This is a genomic window from Fluviibacterium sp. S390 (assembly GCF_049800695.1).
Classification (GTDB): Bacteria; Pseudomonadota; Alphaproteobacteria; order Rhodobacterales; family Rhodobacteraceae; genus Meridianimarinicoccus.
In genome coordinates, this window is the sequence record NZ_JBNAFN010000004.1 from 189,180 (window position 1) to 206,237 (window position 17,058).

A 17,058-nucleotide genomic window follows, 5' to 3' on the forward strand; every position below is an offset into this window, starting at 1 on the left:
CGGGCAATTGGGGCGGATGCCCCCCCTATAGGACGATGCGTTCGGGCTAGAAAGTGCGGATATCGCCGTCGGGGCTGATGGCTATGATCTGCCGCAGGCCCAGATCGCGGCGCAGTTGTGCTGCCATCTCGCGCAGGGCGCGGGCCGGGACAAAGCACAGCGCCGTGGACATCCCGTCGGCCAGCGTTGCGGTTTCGGCCTCGACACTGACGGTGGACCACAGCGCGGGCTGGCCCTGCGGGCCAAGGATGTGCCCCCGGGAACCCAGACGCATGGCATCGGGGCTGGAAGTCGCCATCGCCCCATCGGTCACGCGGCGTGTCAGGACAGGGCCAAGGGTCGGATCCTCGACCCCGATGCGCCACGGCCCACCACGGGCCGCAAGTTCGCCGACCTGCACCAACCCCCGTGCCATGCCGTGCCGACGCAGGACATCGGCCACAAGATCCGTGGCCAACCCCTGCGCGATGCCGTTCAGGGTCAGTTGCTGGTCGGGCTGCAGGGTGATCTCAGACGGTCCCTGTTGCACCCCGGTCCAATCCACCAGTGCTTGCGCCGGGGCAGTCGGCCGCCCTTCCGCCAAAGCGCGCCACAGCGGTTGGACCGTGGGATCGAACAGGCCGCCCGTGGCCCGGTGCAGCCGGTCGCACAAGGCCAGCAGGCGGATGAAATCAGGGTGCGGGTCGGCCAGATGCCCCGTGCGATTCAAGCGCGACAGGGCCGAGGCGTCGTCGAACAGGTTGAACTGGGCCTCGACATGGCGCAGCACGCCCTGCACCTCGGCCATCACGGCGGCGGTCTGATCGGCGGGCCCCTGCAGCACCAGCCGCGCCTCGGCGCCAAGGGCATGTCCGGTCCAGACAGCGTGGGCCTGCGCGGGCAGGGCCACGCCTGCGGCGGTGGCTGCGGCAAGAATGGTCAGGAAGCGGCGGCGGGTCTGGCTCATGGGATCACCACGCCACCGGATTCGGCACCCTTCCGTGGCGGCCGCGCGGCCTTGCGCCCGGCCAGAACCAGCGGCACGCAGGTGGTCTCGTCCTGGTAGATCGAGACGCAGTCGAGGCACTGGAAGCACTCGGAATAATTCACCTTGCCCCGTGCATCGATGGCGCCGTAGTTGCAACGCACCTTGCACAGTTGGCAGGGGCTGCCGCATTCCACCCGCCGGGCGATCCAGCTGCGCTTGCCAAAGACGCGCCCCACCGCGCCGGCCCCGGCCATGAAAGCCCCCAGCGGACAGGCATAGCGGCAGAATCCCTTGAACAGCACCAGCCCCAGCGCCAGCCACAGCCCGGCATAGGCGACATACAGCCAGTCGCGCTGGAAATGTACGGTGATGGCGGTCTTGAAGGGCTCGATCTCGGCCACCGTGTCGATCTCGGCGGGCACCAGCAGCGCGGTCAGCACCAGGGCGGCCAGCAGCCCGTATTTCACCAGCTTCAGCCGGGCATCCCAACGCGGCGCGGGCTCGATCCGCGGCAGGCGCAGCAACCGTCCGATGTGATGGGCAAACTCCTGCAGCGCGCCGAAAGGGCACAGCCAGCCGCAGAAGAATCCGCGTCCCCAGGCGATCAGACCCAGTATGGCGGCGATCCAGACCAGCAGCGAGAACGGATCATACAGAAGAAACGACAGGCTGCCGCCCTCGGTCATCGTGCGCAGGACGCCCAGCACGGTGACGATGGACAATTGTCCCTGGCCCCACCAGCCGACGAACCCCAGCACGAAGGCCAATGTGGCCAGCCGCAGCGGCGTGAAACCACGCAGGGCCGCCACCCGGTTTTGCGCGGTCCCCAGCACCAGCAGCAGCCCGGCCAGAAAAGCCCCCAGCACCAGTAGATCGGCCTGCCGGTTCAGCAGCGCCTCGCGCCATGGCGGCAGGGGGGTGACCGGTTCGGGGCGGATGAAGAACCGTGGATCCGTGGTGTGGGTCAGGCTGAAACTGGCTGAACCCAGTTCGGGCTGGAACATGCCATGCGCGCGCATCGCCTGGGCGTGCAATTGCCAGGGCCGGGTCGGGTCGAACCCCAACCGCCGGTCGGTGCGCAGGATCATGCTCACCCCATCGTGCAGCGCCTCGGGCAGATCCTCGGCCAGTTCCACGAACAGATCGGCATCGCGCAGTGCCACCGGATACCCGTCCTGTTCCGCGGTCAGCCGGTCAGGCGCGGTGTTGCGCACGAAGTCATCCGACACCAGCCCGTGACGGGCGGTGTCGATGACCAGCAGCGGCTCGTCGCTGCCCGACACGGCCTTGAACCGCGCCAAGTCCTCCAGCGAGTCGGGGTCCAGAACCGCCCGCGCGATGGACGGCGGGCCGATGTCGATGACCCAAAGATCCAGATAGGCGCCAGCAGGATCGGCCAGCGCCTCGGGATCATCCGTGGCCCAGATCGTCCCGGCAAAGGCCTGCTGCACTTCGGCATTGGTGACGTGCAGATGCCCGACCAGCCCCTGATCGACCAGCGTCTGCCAGTCCAGATCCTCGGTATGGTCGGGGTCGGGATGGGCCGGGGGACCGGCGGCAATCCCCTGCATCTTCTCACGCGCGACCTGCAGGGTAGCGGCCATCAGGCTTTCGTGGGCGATGCGCACGCTGGCGGTGGCCTTGGTCACCCCGTCCAGATACACCAACTCGCTGCCATCGCCGCCGGCGCCATAGGGCGTGCCCACCACCAGCACATCGCTGATCGAATGGCCGCGATACTGTTCGAAGAACCTGTGAAACGCCGCCTCACCAAGGCCGGAGACGAAAATCGGCTCGTTGTGGCTGACAAGCTGGACGTTCTGAAAAGTGCCCTGAAGATCCAGCGTGACCAGCAGGTTGATCGGCGCGCCGGAAAAGCCGGGCAGGGGCGCCATCGGCTCGGTCTCGAACACGAACCCGGCTTCCGCACCCCCCGAATTGAGCAGGCTGTAGACCCCTTGGGCATTCAACGGCTCGCCCAGCGAAAACGGCGGCACGATTCGCGCTGCGATCTCGTCGCGCGGCAGCGGCTCGGCGGCCAGCGGCAGGGCGCAGGTCCACAGGGCAAGGCACAGCAAAAGGCGCGACAGAAGGGTCATGGGCCAACCCTAGACGCCGCCCCCGTGCGCCCAAATGCGACTTAGGTCGAAACGTGGCCGCTTGCGTCTTCGACTATGATCGCAACCAGCCAGAGGAGGCCGTCATGTCAACACCGTACCGCAGTCCCAAGGGCATCGAGCCCGTTGTCTCTCTGGCCGGTCTTCTGCTGCTTTGGATCGTGGCCGCGCATCTGACCGACGATCCCTCGGTGTTGCCCGGTCCGTTGACCGTGCTGACCATCGCCGGGCAAGAGTTCGCCTCTGGCAAGCTTCAGTATCACGTGCTGGCCACATTGGGCCGGGTGGCGGTAGCCTTTGCGCTGGCCATGGGGTTGGGCGGGGCCCTGGGTCTTGCTCTGGGAAGCTGGTCCGCGCTCGACCGCTGGATATCGCCCTGGGTCACGGTGTTTCTGAACTTGCCGGCGCTGGTGGTGATCGTGCTGTGCTATCTCTGGTTCGGGTTGAACGAACCCGCGGCCATCCTGGCGGTTGCTGTCAACAAGACCGCGATGGTGGCCGTGACTGTACGGGAGGGGGTGCGCAGCCTTGATCCCCAGCTCAGCGCCATGGCGCGCCTGCACCGCATGTCGCCGCTGGCCCGGTTCGCCCATGTGATCTGGCCGCAGCTCTGGCCCTATGTGGCGGCCAGCACCCGCAACGGTCTGGCGATGATCTGGAAGATCGTGCTGGTGGTGGAATTCCTTGGCCGCTCAAACGGCGTCGGTTTCCAGATCCACCTCTATTTCCAATTGTTCGAAACCGGCCATGTGCTGGCCTATGCGCTCAGCTTCGTGGCGGTGATGCTGGCCCTTGAATATGGCCTGCTGCAACCGCTCGACCGTCGCAGCCGGCGTTGGCAGGCCACCGCCACCGCAAGCTGATCGCGGGGCTTCCTGTCAGGGCCGCAGTCGACAGCCGCAACCCGTCCGACCCGCCATCCCCGGCACAGGCGCCGCCGCTGTGGTGACGCGCCCCCCCGCCAATTCTTCTTGGCAAAAATACTCCCGCCGGAGGCATGAAATCTCTTTCGCCCCGCGCCCCGCAATCCCCCGCATAGCAAAACGCACCCCGGTCTCCCGGAGTGCGTCGCAGGGCCCTGGGCCCGTGGTCGTGGCGTGGCTCAGTTGGCCGCGGCCAGCTGCTTGGGCAGACGGAAGGTCCACAGCAGCCCGCCCTGGTTCAGGTAGTTGACCTTCGAGGCCACTTCCCCGCCCCACAGCGGCACGGCGCCGCCCCAGCCGGACATCACGGCGACATACTGCTCGCCATCCTGTTCCCAGGTGATGGGCTGGCCGACGATGCCCGATCCGGTCTGGAAGCTCCACAGGATCTCGCCGGTTGCGTCATCCAGCGCCAGGAACTCGCCTTCGGGGGTGCCGGTGAAGACCAGACCGCCCGCGGTGGTCATCACCCCGCCCCACAGCGGCGCGTCGTTCTTGTATTCCCAGACCCATTCGCCGGTGGCCGGATCGATCGCCTTCAGGCTGCCGATGTGATCTTCGTACATGGGCTTGATGGTGAATCCCGATCCCAGATAGGCAGCGCCCTTCTTGTAGGAAATCGGCTCGTTCCAGATGTCCATGCCCCATTCGTTGGAGGGCACGTAGAACAGGCCGGTCTTCTGGCTGAAGGCCATCGGCATCCAGTTCTTGCCACCCAGAAAGCCCGGTGCCGAGAACACGGTCTGGCCCTTGTTGCCTTCGGCTGCCGCCGCCGGATTGCCGGGGCGGTTTTCCTCGACGAAGATCGGGCGGCCGGTCTCGTCGATGCCCGAAGCCCAGGTGATGTCCTTCACGAAGGGATGGGCATCGACAAAGCTGCCATCCTCGCGGTTGAGGACGTAGAAGAACCCGTTGCGGTCGGCGGTGCCGAAGCGCTTGTTGCCATCGGCATCGGTATAGGCGACGACCTCGTTCACACCGTCATAGTCCCAGCCTTCGCGCGGGGTGGTCTGGAAGTGCCACTTGATCTCGCCGGTGGCCGGATCGATGCCAAGGCGGCTGGCCGCATACAGGTTGTCTCCCTTGTTGCCTTCGACCGGCGTGCCGGCGTTGCGCAGGTGGCTGTTCCAGGGGGCCGGGTTGCCGGTGCCGAAGATCAGCGTGTCGGTGTCGATGTCATACGAGCCGCCCAGCCAGGTTGCCCCGCCGCCGGTCTTCCACATGTCGCCTGGCCAGGTGGCGTTCAGCGTGCCGGTCATGGTGCTTTCTTCGCCGTTGAGCGTGCCCATGTGACCTTCGATCACCGGGCGCGTCCAGACCACGTCGCCGGTGTCGGCATCGCGAGCCTGCACCTCGCCGACCACGCCGAATTCACCGCCCGAGTTGCCGGTGATGACCAGCCCGTTCACGATCAGGGGGGCCGCGGTGTAGGAATACCCTTCCTTGTAGTTGGCGATCTTGTCGCGCCACACCACATCGCCGGTCTTCAGGTCCAGCGCCACGATGCGCGCATCCAGGGTGCCGAAGAAGATCTTGTCGCCGTAGATGGCGCCGCCCCGGTTGATTACGTCACAGCAGGGCAGGATGCCTTCGGGCAGACGCGCGTCATACTGCCAGATTTCCTTGCCGGTCTTCACGTCGATGGCATAGAGCCGCGAATAGGAGCCGGTGACATACATGATCCCGTCATGCACCAGCGGCTGGGCTTCCTGCCCGCGCTGCTTTTCTCCCCCCAGGCTGAAGGCCCAGGCCGGCACCAGGTTGGCAACGTTGTCCTTGTTGAGTGTCTCCAGCGGGCTGTAGCGCTGCAGGTGGCGGCCCATGCCGTTGGTCAGCACGCTGGTGGTGACGGTCTGGTCGTTGGCCAGGTCGGTCTCGGTGACGTCGGCCTGGGCCACGCCAGCAGCCAAGGTCGTCAAGACAACGGTGGCAATGAATCGATTCATGGGGTCCTCCCTCGGGTTCCGGTGCAGATGGGCCGGTTCGGGCACATCTGTCTGACCGCAAGCCTACGGGCGGGGACATTTCCTTCAACGCTGCTTAGGTCGTACGACTTTGACCCTGTTGACAGCGCGCACAGGGTGTCCACACTGGGAGATTCAGATCTGCCGCCCCGATCCGGTGGACACCGACTGTACCCGCGACATGGCAAGGGGCGCCGCAACGCCCCCCTGATCTTGCTTGTGGCCGCCGGGCGTCCCCGAAGCCGGATCTGTACCTGACGGTTCAGTTCGACGTCTCGACACTCAGGCTGTCCAGATAGGCCAGAATGAAGTCCTGCACTGTGCGATCCTCGATGCCGACGTGGCGCATCTTGGTGCCGGGCATGAAGCCGTCGTTGTCCTCCATCCAGGCGCGCAGGGCCGCCGGGGTCCAGACGATGCCCGAGGCGACCAGCGCGTCGGAATAGTCGAAGTCGGGCCAGCTGCCCGCGGTGCGGCCCACGATGTTTTCCAGCGGCGGCCCGTACGAGGCATGCTCTACATCGACCGCGTGGCAGCGGCGGCATTCGGCGTCGAACAGGGCCGCCCCGGCGTCGATCTTGATCTGCTCATAGCGGATATCGGCCCCGGCGGGCAGCGTCATGGCCCCGGTGCAGGCCAGCGCCAGAGCGAGGGGTGTCATGAACCGTTTGGTCCTGGTCATGGGATTCTCCTGTGGTTTGGGTGGGTGTCAGCTATCGCGCCCTCCACAGAGCCGATCTTGATCGGAGTCAAAACTACGACCATCTGGCAGGCGGTGCTTTGGTCGTAATTCCCGACATGTCTGATCGTGGTACGTTCCCGCAGACCTTGGAGGAGGGAATGATGATGATGATGAAATCCCTGACCGGCGCGGCCGTCGGCCTGGCCCTGAGCGCCGTCGCGGTAATGGCGGAAACGCCGGTCCTGCGTGCCGCCGTTCTGGAATTCGGCACCGTCAACTGGGAGCTGGATACGATCCAGCATCACGGTCTCGACGCTGCCCACGGGTTTGACCTGCAGGTGCAGGGTCTGGCCGGGGGTGCCGCCGCCAAGGTTGCCTTCCAGGCCGGCGAGGCGGATGTGATCGTCTCGGACTGGCTCTGGGTGGCGCGGCAGCGCGCGGCGGGCAAGGACTATGTGTTCATTCCCTATTCCAAGGCGGTGGGCGGCATTCTGGTCAGCCAGGACAGCCCGGCCCAGACGATCGAGGATCTGAAGGGGATGAAGATCGGCATTGCCGGCGGGCCGCTCGACAAAAGCTGGCTGATCCTGCGGGCCTATGCGGCGCAGGAATACGGCATGGATCTGGCGGCTGACACCGAACAGGTGTTCGGCGCGCCGCCGCTGATCTTCAAGACCGCGCTGCAGGGGCAGACGCAGGGTGCAATAAATTACTGGCATTTCATGGCCAAGATGGAGGCCGCCGGGATGCGTCGGCTGGTCGATGTCTCCGACGCCGCCGCCGCCCTTGGGCTGGACCCGGAAACCCCGCTTCTGGGCTATGTGGTGACCGGCGACCTGGTGGCCGAAAACCCCGCGATCGTTCAGGCGCTTGCGGCGGCTTCGGGCGATGCCAAGGCGCTTCTGGCCAGCGATGATGCCGAATGGGATCGCCTGCGCCCGCGCATGAATGCCAAGACGGATGTGCAGTTCGAGGCGCTGAAGGCGGGCTTCCGGGCCGGTATCCCGGCCCCCGGTCCGGTGGATGAAGCCGCCGCCGACCGCATGTTGCGGCTGATGGCCGAGCTGGGCGGCGAAGACCTGCTTGGCAGTGCCACGCAACTGCCCGACGGCGTGTTCCTGCGGCCCGGCTCCTGAGCCCGATGACCCGGCATTCCCGCGACATCGTTCTGAACACGCCCGATGCCGGGCGCCCGGTGCTGGATCTGTCCTTGCCGGGGTTGTCGCTGAACGGGGCCGAAATTCTCGGCCCCGTGTCCCTGTCGGTGGCCATGGGAGAGACGCTGGCGCTGACCGGGCCCTCGGGCATCGGCAAGTCCACGCTTCTCAACCTCATCGCCGGGCAGATCACCGCGCCAGGTCAGCAACTGACCACGCGTGGCAGCATCGGCATGGTGTTTCAAAGCCCGACCCTGCTGCCCTGGCGCAGCGCTTGTGACAATCTCACCCTGACGACCGGCCTGTCCCGTGCCGCCGCCGCCAAGGCCCTGGCCGAGGTCGGGCTTGCCGGGAAGGATCACCTGTTTCCGGGTCAGATGTCGCTGGGCCAGCAGCGGCGGCTGTCGCTGGCCCGCGCTTTTGCCCGCGCGCCGCAATTGCTGTTGCTGGATGAGCCCTTCGTGTCGCTGGATCCCGATCTGGCCGACAACATGATGGCCTTGTTTGCCCGGATGCGCGCCGCCCGCGGCAGTGCGGCCATCCTCGTCACCCATTCCCAGATTGAAATCGGCAGGCTCGCAACCCGCGTCCTGCGGCTGGACGGCAAACCCGCGACTCTGTTGCCCGCCTGACCGGGCTGACAGTCTGTGCCGGACGCCAAGTGCGGCGGCGCACATCCTACCCCTTGCGCCGGATCATCCCACGGGCCGGGTCATAGCCCCACAAGGCCAGCCCCATGAAGCCAGCAGCCGCGCCAAGTGTGACCAGAAGCGCCGGCAAATTGAACTGCCCGTACAAGGCAAATCGGATCAACTCCACCGCGTAAGTAAATGGGTTCGAGGCACAAATCATATAGAGAACCTGCGAACTTTCGGCCATTTTCCACAGCGGGTACAGGGCCGAGGACAAAAAGAACATCGGGAAGATGACGAAATTCATCACGCCCGCGAAATTCTCCAGCTGCTTGATCAGGCTCGACAGGGCCAGCCCCAGACCGCCCAGCATCAGCCCCGCCACCAGAAGGGCTGGCAGCACCGCGATATACCCGGTCCAGCCCACCCGCACCCCGAAGGCGGCGGCAATGGCCAGAAACACAAGCGCCTGAAGCATCGAGATCAGGGTCGAAGCAAGGATCTTGCAGGTCAGCAACCACCAGCGTGGCAGCGGCGAGGTCAGCAGCAAGCGCATGGCGCCGGTTTCCCGATCGTAGACAAGGCTCAGCGAGGATTGCATCCCGTTGAACAGCAGGATCATCCCGCACAATCCCGGCACGATGTAGGTCTCGTAGGTGATATAGGTCTGGTAGGGCGGGATGATCGACAGGCCAAGTGCGGCCCGGAACCCGGCGGCAAAGACCACAAGCCAGACCAGCGGACGCACCAGTGCTGCCAGGAACCGCTCGCGCTGGTGCACAAAGCGCAGCGCCTCGCGCGTGACAATGGCCAAAAGGGCGATGCGCGCGGCGCGGGGATCAAACGGCGCCATGTTGCGTCCCGTCGGTCAGGTCCAGAAAGGCGTCGCGCAGAGGACCCTGCGGGGCCAGGGCGGCGGCGGTGGTATCGGCCAGAATGCGGCCCTGGTGCAGCACCAACAGCCGGTCTTCGGGCAAGACCTCATCGGTCAGATGCGTGGCCCACAGCACGGTGATGCCCCGTTCCGCGGCCAGGGCGTGCACATGGGCGGTGATATCGGCCCGCGTGGCGGCGTCCAGCCCGACCGTGGCCTCGTCCAGCAGCAGCACCCTGGGGTCGTGCAGAAGCGCGCGGGCAATCTCGACCCGGCGCTTGTGCCCGCCGTTCAGGTCGCGCGCCCGCTCGTGCCCCCGGGCGCGCATCGCCAGCCGGTCCAGCACCGCGTCGATGCGATGCTCGCGGTCACGGCCCGCGATCCCATGCAGCGCCGCGAAATAGGCCAGGTTGCGGCGCACGCTCAGGTCAGGGTCCAGCGTGGTTTGCTGAAACACCACACCCATGGTGGCCAGCGCCGCATTGGGTGCCCGCGACAGATCGTGACCCATGACCTCGATCCGCCCCTCGGGCGTCGTGAACAGCCGGGTCATCAGGCTGAACAGTGTCGATTTCCCCGCCCCGTTCGGCCCCAGCAGGGCGCAGAAAGCCCCCGGCGCCAGGTCGAAGCCAACCCCGTCCAGCGCCCGCTTCGTGCCATAGGAAAACCCCAGACCCTGCACGGAAAGAGCGGGTGCCGCCGTCACTTGATGGTGATCTCCAACCGCTGAGTCTCACCGGTGGATCCGGGGATTTTCAGGTAGTACTGGCCGGGCTTGATGGCGACAAAACCGATCTCCATTTCGCCGGCCTCGTCAAACTCGATGCTGTCCAGTCCCAGCGGGCGGATCTCCAGCCCCTCGACCACGATCTCGTCGATCCAGATCGCGCGGAAGAACTCCGGTCCCACCAGTGCCAGTTCCTGGCTGCCGTCGCCCTGGATTTCGAATTCGTAATAGGTGCCCGATGCCAACTCCCACGGTGCGTCGGTCAATGGCACCCCTGCCGAAAGCTGGATGGGCGGCAGATCTTCCTTGTTGCTGGCCGACAGGATGCCGGCAAGACCGAAGCCATCGTCATCATCGGCCAATGCCGCGGGCGCAAGGGGCAGGGCGAATAGGGCCAGGGCGGTGATCAGGGTTTTCATGGTGTGTTCCTCGTGTCTAGTTGGAATGTTTCGGATCCAGGGGACCCGAGTGTCAGGGGCGCAGGGCCGCGCCCCAGGGAAAGCGGCCCACCTTGATGGACTTGATCGCCGTGCGTTTGGCCACGTCCACGACGGTCACATCTCCCGACACACCGTTGGTGGTGAACAGCAGGTCCTTGTCGGGCGAGAACGCCATGTGCCAGACCCGGCGCCCAACCAGGATGTAGTCCTCGACCTCGTAGGTTTCGGCGTTGACGACAGCCAGATGGTTGGATGGCCCAAGCGCCACGAAGGCATGGCTGTCGCCTTCGGTGAACTCGAACCCCACGGGCTGAACCCGGTCGGGATGGATGCCGTCCACCTCGAAGGCAATCTTCGCGATCTCGGCCTGTGTCGCGGTGTCGAACACGGTGATGGTGCCGCCGATCTCGGAACTGACCCACAATTCGCGCCCGTCCTTGACGAACTCCGCGTGCCGGGGCCGGGAATCCACCAGCGTGTTGGCAAACAGCTTCTGCGTTTCGGTGTCGATCCAATGCGCCATATTGGTGGTCTCTGAGGTGGTGATGGCGACCTTGCCATCGGGGCTGACCGCCATGCCCTCCGGCTCAATGCCGACATCGATCTGCGCCACGACCCGGCGCGTTTCGGTGTCCACCACGGTGGTGATCGCGTCATCCTCATTGGCAATATAGAGGTGGCGGTCATCGGGATGCAGCACGAACTGTTCGGGGTCTTCCCCCGATGGCAGATCGTGCAGGATCTCGCCCGAAACAGGATCCATGACCTGCACCGTGTCGCTGTCCGAGGCGCAGATATAGACCCGGCTGAAATCGTGGGAAAAGGTGATGCCGCGCGGCCGTTCTCCGGTCGGGAGCGTGCGGATCACCTCCAGCGTGTCCACGTCGATGACACTGATGGTGTCATCCTTTTCGTTGGTCACCCAGATCTCCGCGCCGCTGGCGGGCATCGTGACCAAGGCAAGCAGGGCAGCAGTTCGAAGAATGGTCATGGTCGGTCCTTTTTCTCGAAGGGCAGCGTGGGGGTTTGCCACCCCCACACCCCCGGCGAGTACTTCGAACCAAGAAGAAGAGTGGGCGTTTCTTCTTGGTGACAATACTCCGGGGGTGCGGGGGCTGGCCCCCGCATGGAAGGGATCAGGCCGCATAGGCGGCACAGTCGGATTCGGGGGCATCGAGCCCGAGCGTGTCCAACTCGGTGCGCTGATGCAGGAAGCCTTCCAGCGGTGCCTGGGTCACCAGAGCGCGGGGGTGGGTCAGCGGGATGGGTTGGCGCAATTGCCCGTTCCAGGCGCGGTAGGTCAGGGGGCGGCCCTTGAACCCGGCCAGTTCGAAGTCCGCGGACATCAGGAACTTGTGCAGCGTGGGCGCGTCGCTGGTCGCGCCGCGGGTCACGGCCTCGCCGATGCTGCGCAGGGCCGCCCAGGCCGCGTAGTCCTGGGGGTGCATCTGGCGGCCTGTCAGCGCCCGGAAGCGGGACTGCAGCTGTGCCGCGCCCCATTGTTCGACCACGGGTGCCCAGGCCGTTGCGGTCAGCCCTTCGGAACCCGCGACCGGGCGCGGCAGCCATGTGTTGTAGGCGATGTAGCGTCCAAAATCACCGGTTTCATCGGCCACCAGAAGGGCATCGTATGTGCCCAGATCCTGAGTGAAGAGCGGGACTTCCTGGGCCGCCTGGCGCCGCATGTCGGCGTCGAAAGCCCATGTTTTCCGCGCCCCGATCTTCAGGCCGAATTTTTCTGCCGAATGCTCCAGGGCTGTGGCGAAAGCCATGTCTTCGGGATGACTGCCTTCGATCATAGCCAGCTTGGTCCAGCGCCGCTTCACAAGAAATTGCGCCAGCGCATCGGTGCGCATGGCCAGCGACGGTGCGCTGTGCAGGATGTTGGCGCGGCAGTCCTGACTGCGCAAAGAGATGTCCTCGGCGGAGGTGTTGAAGATCAGTGCCTTGGCGGCCTCCGGCAGATCGGCAATGGCCAGAAGCACATCAGCCGGGGCATCGACGATCAGCAGGTCGGTGCCGGTCAGCGCCTGGCGCGCAGCGGCCAGGGGATCTTGGTCCAAGGGGATCGAAACCGCGTCAACCGTGTAGACATGGCCCAGGAACCGGCCGGTGGTGGCATTGTCCTGCTGGGCCAGTTGCGCGCCTGCCAGGCCAAGGTCGGCGGGCTCCGGGTCAAGGTTGGACAGGACCGGCGGTTGCGGCGTTTCCACGTGCAGGTAGGTGACATCGATGCGGGTTTCGGCGGCCGCTGCCCAGGGCAGCAGGACCAGCGACAGCATCAGGGCGGCAAGTGGTTTCATGCGATCATCTCCTCCGCCACCAAGGTTACGGATCGCGTCAGGCTCAGCCATACGACCATGGTCGCGGGGCCAACCAAGGTCGAATATCGCAACCGGCGCGGACTGCGTAAAACGGCTCTCGATGGCATGGATTGCCCTGAGGAGGACCCGACATGACCCTGATCCGTCCCGCGCTTACCGCCCTGACCCTGGCCATGGCCCCAAGCCTGGCGCTTGCCCATGGCGATGTCGCCCCGCAACCGGTGAACACCGATGTCCTGCCCGATGTGGGCGAGGAATGGCTGACCGAAAATCCCTACCGCGTCGAAGAAGTGGGCGAGGATGTCTGGAGCGAAGCTGTCAAGATCGGCGCTTCTGGCTACAACCAGAACTGCGCCCGTTGCCATGGATTGGAAGTGATCTCGGGCGGGCTCGCCCCGGACCTGCGCTTCCTTGAGGCCGAGGAATACGGCGACGAATGGTACGTGGAACGTTTCCAGTTCGGCTACACCCAGAACGGCACCACCAAGATGCCGGCCTTCGGCGAACTGCTGGGCCAGAAAGCCGCCTGGGCGATCCGTACCTTCATCGAGACCCGCCCCGATGACGAAGCCGTGGCCGAGCGGTCCGACGAGCTGAAGGAAATCCGCGATCGCCTGGCCACCGCCGCCAGCGGGACGGCGGAGGTCGATCCCGCGGCCACCGCCGACCGGCTGATGGAGATCGCCAACGAGATCGAAACCTTGTCCGGCGCACCGGTGGCCGACAGCGTGGCCCTGCGCGCGGCACTGGTGCTGAACCTGGATGGTGGCAACCTGGATCAGGCGGCCGAGATCCTGACCGTCGGCCTGTCCGCCGCGCATTGATGCGACGGGGCTTCACGATCCCCCTGGGCGGCGCCCTGCTGGCGCTGGTCCTGTCGGCGGCCCCCGGATGGGCCGCCGATCCCTGTGCCGACTGGGTGCCGCAGGCCAAGCCGCAGAATGCCTCGCGCGATATCGTCGGGCAGGATCTGGACCAGATCCTTGAGCGGGGCTTCATGACCTTCGCGCTGTACGAGGACTATCCGCCCTATTCCTGGCAGGACGGCAGCACCGCGCGCGGGGTCGACGTGGAAATCGCGCGCCTGATCGCCGACTACATCGGTGTCGCGCCGCGGTTTCATTTCGTGGCGGCGGGCGAGAACCTTGAGGCCGACCTGCGCAACAACATCTGGAAAGGTCCGATCGTCGGTGGGGCGGTGTCCAACGTCATGATGCGCATCCCCTATGACAGCGCCTTCAAGTGCCGGGTGGAGCAGGTGGTGTTCACCGGCCAATACGCGGGCGAGGCGCTGGCCATCGCCTATGCCACCGCCGCCTATCCAGACCCGGACGATCTTCCGACCCCGGCCTATTTCCGCTTCGACACCGTGGGGGTGGAGAACGACTCGATTGCCGATTTCTACCTGACCAGTTTTGCCGGTGGACAGATGGGCGGAAACATCAGCCGCTTTGCCAGCGTGGCCGAGGCCATGGCGGCCTTGACGGCGGGCGAGGTCATGGCGGTGATGGGCCCGCGCGGCCAGTTGGAGCACGGGTTGACCGATGCCACCGCCCTGCACCAGCCGCCCTTGCCGGGGCTTGCGGTGGGCGATTGGACACTGGGCGTGGGGGTGCATTTCCGCTATCGCCCGCTGTCCTACATGGTGGATGACGCCGTTCTGGAGGGGCTGCAATCGGGGCGCATCGCCGAAATCTATGCCGACCAGGGCCTGACGCATCTGAGGCCCGAGCGCTAGGGGCCCGGCCGCGGCGCCAGAGGATCGCGGAAAAGATGTGGCTGTGGAACACGACCGGTCCGGAAAAAACTAGTTTGTTGCATGCCTGTTCGACCCGGTCGAGGAAGGCCAGCAACGGCGCGCTGACTCCGCGTTCGTCCAGCGCGCGCAAGTCGTGCACCGACATGCCCGGACCCTGCAGCCGCGCTTGTTCGGCGGGATCGTCGGGCCGCAAACCCATCTGGACCGGCTGATGCGCCGTGGCGTGATCCAGTGGTTTCCCGTCGATCTGGCCGACACCAGTGCCGACGGCCTGATCCGCGCCATCATGATGATCGAGGTACAGGGCAATCTGGCCCGGCAAGTCGCGGCACGGCTGCGGTTTCAAGGGTGAAGGGGCGCTGGCCCGGTGCAAAGCGGTTTGCGTCGGCGTCGGATTTCGGGCATGGCTCGCCCAAGAAAGGGGCCGTGTTGTGAACCAGTTGGTCGATGTCTTGAACCGAGGCCTGTTGGCCCTTTGCATCGGGCTTTTCGCCGTGATGTTTGCCGGACAAGTGACAATCGTTTTGCTGCGCTATGTGCTGGGCGTTGGGTTTCTGGAGCTTCAGGACGCGGTCAGCTATGCCTTCGCCTGCCTCGTGGTGCTGACCATTCCGCTGGCGATGCGCGCGGGCCGTCATGTGCGCGTCGATGTGCTGCGCGAACGGATGCCGCCGCGCTGGCAGGCGGGCGTGGATCGCGCCGGGCATCTGCTGTTGACCCTGCCGGTGTTCGCCCTGCTGCTGGTCAACGCGTGGCCGCTGGTCACGGCGTCCTGGGCGATCCACGAAGGCTCGCGCGAGACCGGGGGGCTGGCGGGATTGTTCCTGGTCAAGTCTACGGTGGTGGTGTTGTGCCTGCTGGTCATCCTGGTTGCGCTGGCCGATCTGGTGCCGCTGCTGCGACGGCAGAGGGCAGGTCATGGAAGCTGAAACCCTGTGGGTGCTGTTTCTGGCCGGATCGCTGCTGGCCGGGTTGCTGACCGGGCTGCCGGTGCTGTTCGTGATCGCGGGAGTGCCGACCCTGATCGCGCTGATCGCCGCCCTGTTCGGCGCGTTCGAGCCGGTCTACTTCCAGGCGGTGCCGCAACGGATCTTCGGCATCATGGAAAACCGCCTGCTGCTGGCGGTGCCGCTGTTCGTGCTGGTGGGGGTGATGCTGGACCGCTCAAAGCAGGCCGAGCGGATGCTCAACAACATCACCCGCGCCGTGGGCGGATCGCGGACCGGGCTGGCGCTGTCGGTGATCCTTGTCTCGGCCCTGATCGCGGCCTCGACCGGGATCATCGGGGCGACCATCGTGATGCTGGGCACCATCACCCTGCCCAGCATGCTGCGCGCCGGGATTGACGAGCGTACTTCCAGCGGGCTGATCTGCGCCTGCGGCACACTGGGCCAGATCATTCCGCCGTCGATCGTGCTGATCCTGCTGGGGGATCAGGTGTCCAATGCCTATATCGAGGCTCAACAGATCGCCGGGAATTTCGCCCCAGATCCGGTGACGGTGGGCGACCTGTTCGCAGGCGCGCTGCTGCCGGGGCTGCTGCTGGTGGGGCTCTATGCACTTTATGCGGTGGTCCGCTTGCGCGGCGGGGCCACGCCTGCGCCCAAGGCGCCCGCCCCCGAACCGATGGCCTTGTCCGAACTGCTTCTTGGGACGCTGCCGACGCTGGCGCTGATCGTGGCGGTTCTGGGGTCGATCCTGATGGGGGTCGCCACGCCGACCGAGGCCGCAGGCGTGGGCGTGGCCGGAACCCTGCTGATCGCGCTGGCCCAGACCGGACGCCGCCATGCGTGGCTGGCCGGAATGCTGGCCGGGCTGACCTGCCTGCTGCTGCTGGCCTCGGGCGCGGGGATCCGGGCCGATTTCGCCGCAGGCGCGCTGGTGATGGGGCCGCAAACCCTGCTGCTGGCGGGGCTGGTGGCCCTTCTGGGGCTGGGCTTGCTCTATGCCTGCACGGTGCTGCTGCGCGCCGGGATCCTTGGCCCGGCCATTGTCGAGACGCTGATCGTCTCGGGCATGATCTTCGGCATCATCATCGCGGCGTCGATCCTGTCGCTGGTGTTTCGCGGCTTTGGCGGAGACGAGATGGTGGCCGACCTGCTGCACGGTCTGCCCGGCGGCACCTGGGGGATGCTGGCGCTGACCATGCTGGTGATCTTTCTGCTGGGCTTCCTGCTGGAATTCGTCGAGATCATCTTCATCGTCATTCCCATCGTCGGGCCGATCCTGCTGCAACAGGACATCAGCCCGGTGTGGTTCGCGGTGCTGGTGGCGATGAACCTGCAAACCAGTTTCCTGACACCGCCCTTTGGCTTTGCGCTGTTCTACTATCGCTCGGTCGCACCCCCGCAAATCCGCACCGCTTCGATCTATCGCGCGATCGTGCCCTTCGTGGCGATCCAGATTGCCGCAATCGGGCTGTTGGCGCTGTTTCCGGGCTTGGCGACATGGCTGCCCGGAGTACTATTCTGACCAAGTCCAACCACAGGGAG

General features: G+C 65.7%; 17 protein-coding genes. 8 read left to right on the forward strand and 9 right to left on the reverse strand.

The window, feature by feature from the left end; all coding sequences use genetic code 11:
- Window positions 1-46: 46 nt before the first annotated feature.
- A complete protein-coding gene (locus ACP15K_RS05115; protein WP_424989982.1) occupies window positions 47-946 on the reverse strand; it encodes an FAD:protein FMN transferase in 900 nt (299 codons plus the stop codon).
- Window positions 943-3,066, reverse strand: a complete 2,124-nt coding sequence (locus tag ACP15K_RS05120; protein WP_193141406.1) for a 4Fe-4S binding protein — start codon at window positions 3,064-3,066, stop codon at window positions 943-945. The genes ACP15K_RS05115 and ACP15K_RS05120 overlap by 4 nt, the downstream gene beginning before the upstream one ends.
- Before the next feature lie 104 nt (window positions 3,067-3,170).
- On the opposite strand from ACP15K_RS05120, the gene ACP15K_RS05125 reads away from it, so the two are divergent.
- Complete coding sequence (locus tag ACP15K_RS05125) at window positions 3,171-3,947, forward strand: ABC transporter permease (protein WP_193141405.1); 777 nt, start codon at window positions 3,171-3,173, stop codon at window positions 3,945-3,947.
- Window positions 3,948-4,186: 239 nt separating this feature from the next.
- Here ACP15K_RS05125 and ACP15K_RS05130 read toward each other — a convergent pair whose 3' ends face one another.
- Entirely contained in the window at window positions 4,187-5,953 is a 1,767-nt protein-coding gene (locus tag ACP15K_RS05130; protein ID WP_424989983.1) for a PQQ-dependent methanol/ethanol family dehydrogenase, read from the reverse strand.
- Between the two features lie 280 nt (window positions 5,954-6,233).
- On the reverse strand, window positions 6,234-6,653 hold the full coding sequence (locus ACP15K_RS05135) for a c-type cytochrome (RefSeq protein WP_394355458.1): 420 nt from the start codon (window positions 6,651-6,653) through the stop codon (window positions 6,234-6,236).
- Between the two features lie 164 nt (window positions 6,654-6,817).
- Between ACP15K_RS05135 and ACP15K_RS05140 the strand changes: the two genes are divergently transcribed.
- On the forward strand, window positions 6,818-7,789 hold the full coding sequence (locus ACP15K_RS05140) for an ABC transporter substrate-binding protein (protein WP_424989984.1): 972 nt from the start codon (window positions 6,818-6,820) through the stop codon (window positions 7,787-7,789).
- 5 nt (window positions 7,790-7,794) lie between these two features.
- On the forward strand, window positions 7,795-8,442 hold the full coding sequence (locus ACP15K_RS05145; RefSeq protein WP_424989985.1) for an ATP-binding cassette domain-containing protein: 648 nt from the start codon (window positions 7,795-7,797) through the stop codon (window positions 8,440-8,442).
- A gap of 46 nt (window positions 8,443-8,488) precedes the next feature.
- Here ACP15K_RS05145 and ACP15K_RS05150 read toward each other — a convergent pair whose 3' ends face one another.
- The 5 genes from ACP15K_RS05150 to ACP15K_RS05170 form a co-directional block, all read right to left on the reverse strand.
- Complete coding sequence (locus ACP15K_RS05150; RefSeq protein ID WP_424989986.1) at window positions 8,489-9,295, reverse strand: ABC transporter permease; 807 nt, start codon at window positions 9,293-9,295, stop codon at window positions 8,489-8,491.
- The gene (locus ACP15K_RS05155; protein ID WP_424989987.1) at window positions 9,282-10,022 is read right to left on the reverse strand and encodes an ABC transporter ATP-binding protein; all 741 of its coding nucleotides are present in this window, start codon (window positions 10,020-10,022) and stop codon (window positions 9,282-9,284) included. Before ACP15K_RS05155 ends, ACP15K_RS05150 begins: the two co-directional genes overlap by 14 nt.
- Window positions 10,019-10,462: a hypothetical protein gene (locus tag ACP15K_RS05160; protein WP_193141400.1), complete on the reverse strand. Its 444-nt coding sequence runs from the start codon at window positions 10,460-10,462 to the stop codon at window positions 10,019-10,021. Before ACP15K_RS05160 ends, ACP15K_RS05155 begins: the two co-directional genes overlap by 4 nt.
- A gap of 52 nt (window positions 10,463-10,514) precedes the next feature.
- Window positions 10,515-11,474 carry a YVTN family beta-propeller repeat protein gene (locus tag ACP15K_RS05165; RefSeq protein WP_424989988.1) on the reverse strand — a complete coding sequence of 320 codons (960 nt, stop codon included), beginning with the start codon at window positions 11,472-11,474 and terminating at the stop codon, window positions 10,515-10,517.
- A gap of 145 nt (window positions 11,475-11,619) precedes the next feature.
- Window positions 11,620-12,786, reverse strand: a complete 1,167-nt coding sequence (locus ACP15K_RS05170; protein WP_424989989.1) for an ABC transporter substrate-binding protein — start codon at window positions 12,784-12,786, stop codon at window positions 11,620-11,622.
- A gap of 152 nt (window positions 12,787-12,938) precedes the next feature.
- On the opposite strand from ACP15K_RS05170, the gene pedF reads away from it, so the two are divergent.
- The 5 genes from pedF (at window position 12,939) to ACP15K_RS05195 (ending at window position 17,038) form a co-directional block, all read left to right on the forward strand.
- The gene (pedF, locus tag ACP15K_RS05175) at window positions 12,939-13,631 is read left to right on the forward strand and encodes a cytochrome c-550 PedF (protein WP_193141397.1); all 693 of its coding nucleotides are present in this window, start codon (window positions 12,939-12,941) and stop codon (window positions 13,629-13,631) included.
- On the forward strand, window positions 13,631-14,545 hold the full coding sequence (locus tag ACP15K_RS05180; RefSeq protein WP_193141396.1) for a substrate-binding periplasmic protein: 915 nt from the start codon (window positions 13,631-13,633) through the stop codon (window positions 14,543-14,545). Before pedF ends, ACP15K_RS05180 begins: the two co-directional genes overlap by 1 nt.
- A 154-nt stretch (window positions 14,546-14,699) precedes the next feature.
- A complete protein-coding gene (locus tag ACP15K_RS05185; RefSeq protein WP_193141395.1) occupies window positions 14,700-14,918 on the forward strand; it encodes a hypothetical protein in 219 nt (72 codons plus the stop codon).
- A 160-nt stretch (window positions 14,919-15,078) separates the two neighbouring features.
- Window positions 15,079-15,495, forward strand: a complete 417-nt coding sequence (locus tag ACP15K_RS05190) for a TRAP transporter small permease subunit (RefSeq protein WP_319022456.1) — start codon at window positions 15,079-15,081, stop codon at window positions 15,493-15,495.
- Window positions 15,485-17,038: a TRAP transporter large permease gene (locus tag ACP15K_RS05195; RefSeq protein WP_193141394.1), complete on the forward strand. Its 1,554-nt coding sequence runs from the start codon at window positions 15,485-15,487 to the stop codon at window positions 17,036-17,038. The genes ACP15K_RS05190 and ACP15K_RS05195 overlap by 11 nt, the downstream gene beginning before the upstream one ends.
- The last annotated feature ends 20 nt before the right edge of the window (window positions 17,039-17,058 follow it).

Bases quoted from the DNA above. Each gene is read 5' to 3' on its own strand.
- ACP15K_RS05115 (WP_424989982.1), bottom strand. From the start codon at position 946: ATGAGCCAGACCCGCCGCCGCTTCCTGACCATTCTTGCCGCAGCCACC.
- ACP15K_RS05120 (WP_193141406.1), bottom strand. From the start codon at position 3,066: ATGACCCTTCTGTCGCGCCTTTTGCTGTGCCTTGCCCTGTGGACCTGC.
- ACP15K_RS05125 (WP_193141405.1), top strand. From the start codon at position 3,171: ATGTCAACACCGTACCGCAGTCCCAAGGGCATCGAGCCCGTTGTCTCT.
- ACP15K_RS05130 (WP_424989983.1), bottom strand. From the start codon at position 5,953: ATGAATCGATTCATTGCCACCGTTGTCTTGACGACCTTGGCTGCTGGC.
- ACP15K_RS05135 (WP_394355458.1), bottom strand. From the start codon at position 6,653: ATGACCAGGACCAAACGGTTCATGACACCCCTCGCTCTGGCGCTGGCC.
- ACP15K_RS05140 (WP_424989984.1), top strand. From the start codon at position 6,818: ATGATGATGAAATCCCTGACCGGCGCGGCCGTCGGCCTGGCCCTGAGC.
- ACP15K_RS05145 (WP_424989985.1), top strand. From the start codon at position 7,795: ATGACCCGGCATTCCCGCGACATCGTTCTGAACACGCCCGATGCCGGG.
- ACP15K_RS05150 (WP_424989986.1), bottom strand. From the start codon at position 9,295: ATGGCGCCGTTTGATCCCCGCGCCGCGCGCATCGCCCTTTTGGCCATT.
- ACP15K_RS05160 (WP_193141400.1), bottom strand. From the start codon at position 10,462: ATGAAAACCCTGATCACCGCCCTGGCCCTATTCGCCCTGCCCCTTGCG.
- ACP15K_RS05165 (WP_424989988.1), bottom strand. From the start codon at position 11,474: ATGACCATTCTTCGAACTGCTGCCCTGCTTGCCTTGGTCACGATGCCC.
- ACP15K_RS05170 (WP_424989989.1), bottom strand. From the start codon at position 12,786: ATGAAACCACTTGCCGCCCTGATGCTGTCGCTGGTCCTGCTGCCCTGG.
- pedF (WP_193141397.1), top strand. From the start codon at position 12,939: ATGACCCTGATCCGTCCCGCGCTTACCGCCCTGACCCTGGCCATGGCC.
- ACP15K_RS05180 (WP_193141396.1), top strand. From the start codon at position 13,631: ATGCGACGGGGCTTCACGATCCCCCTGGGCGGCGCCCTGCTGGCGCTG.
- ACP15K_RS05195 (WP_193141394.1), top strand. From the start codon at position 15,485: ATGGAAGCTGAAACCCTGTGGGTGCTGTTTCTGGCCGGATCGCTGCTG.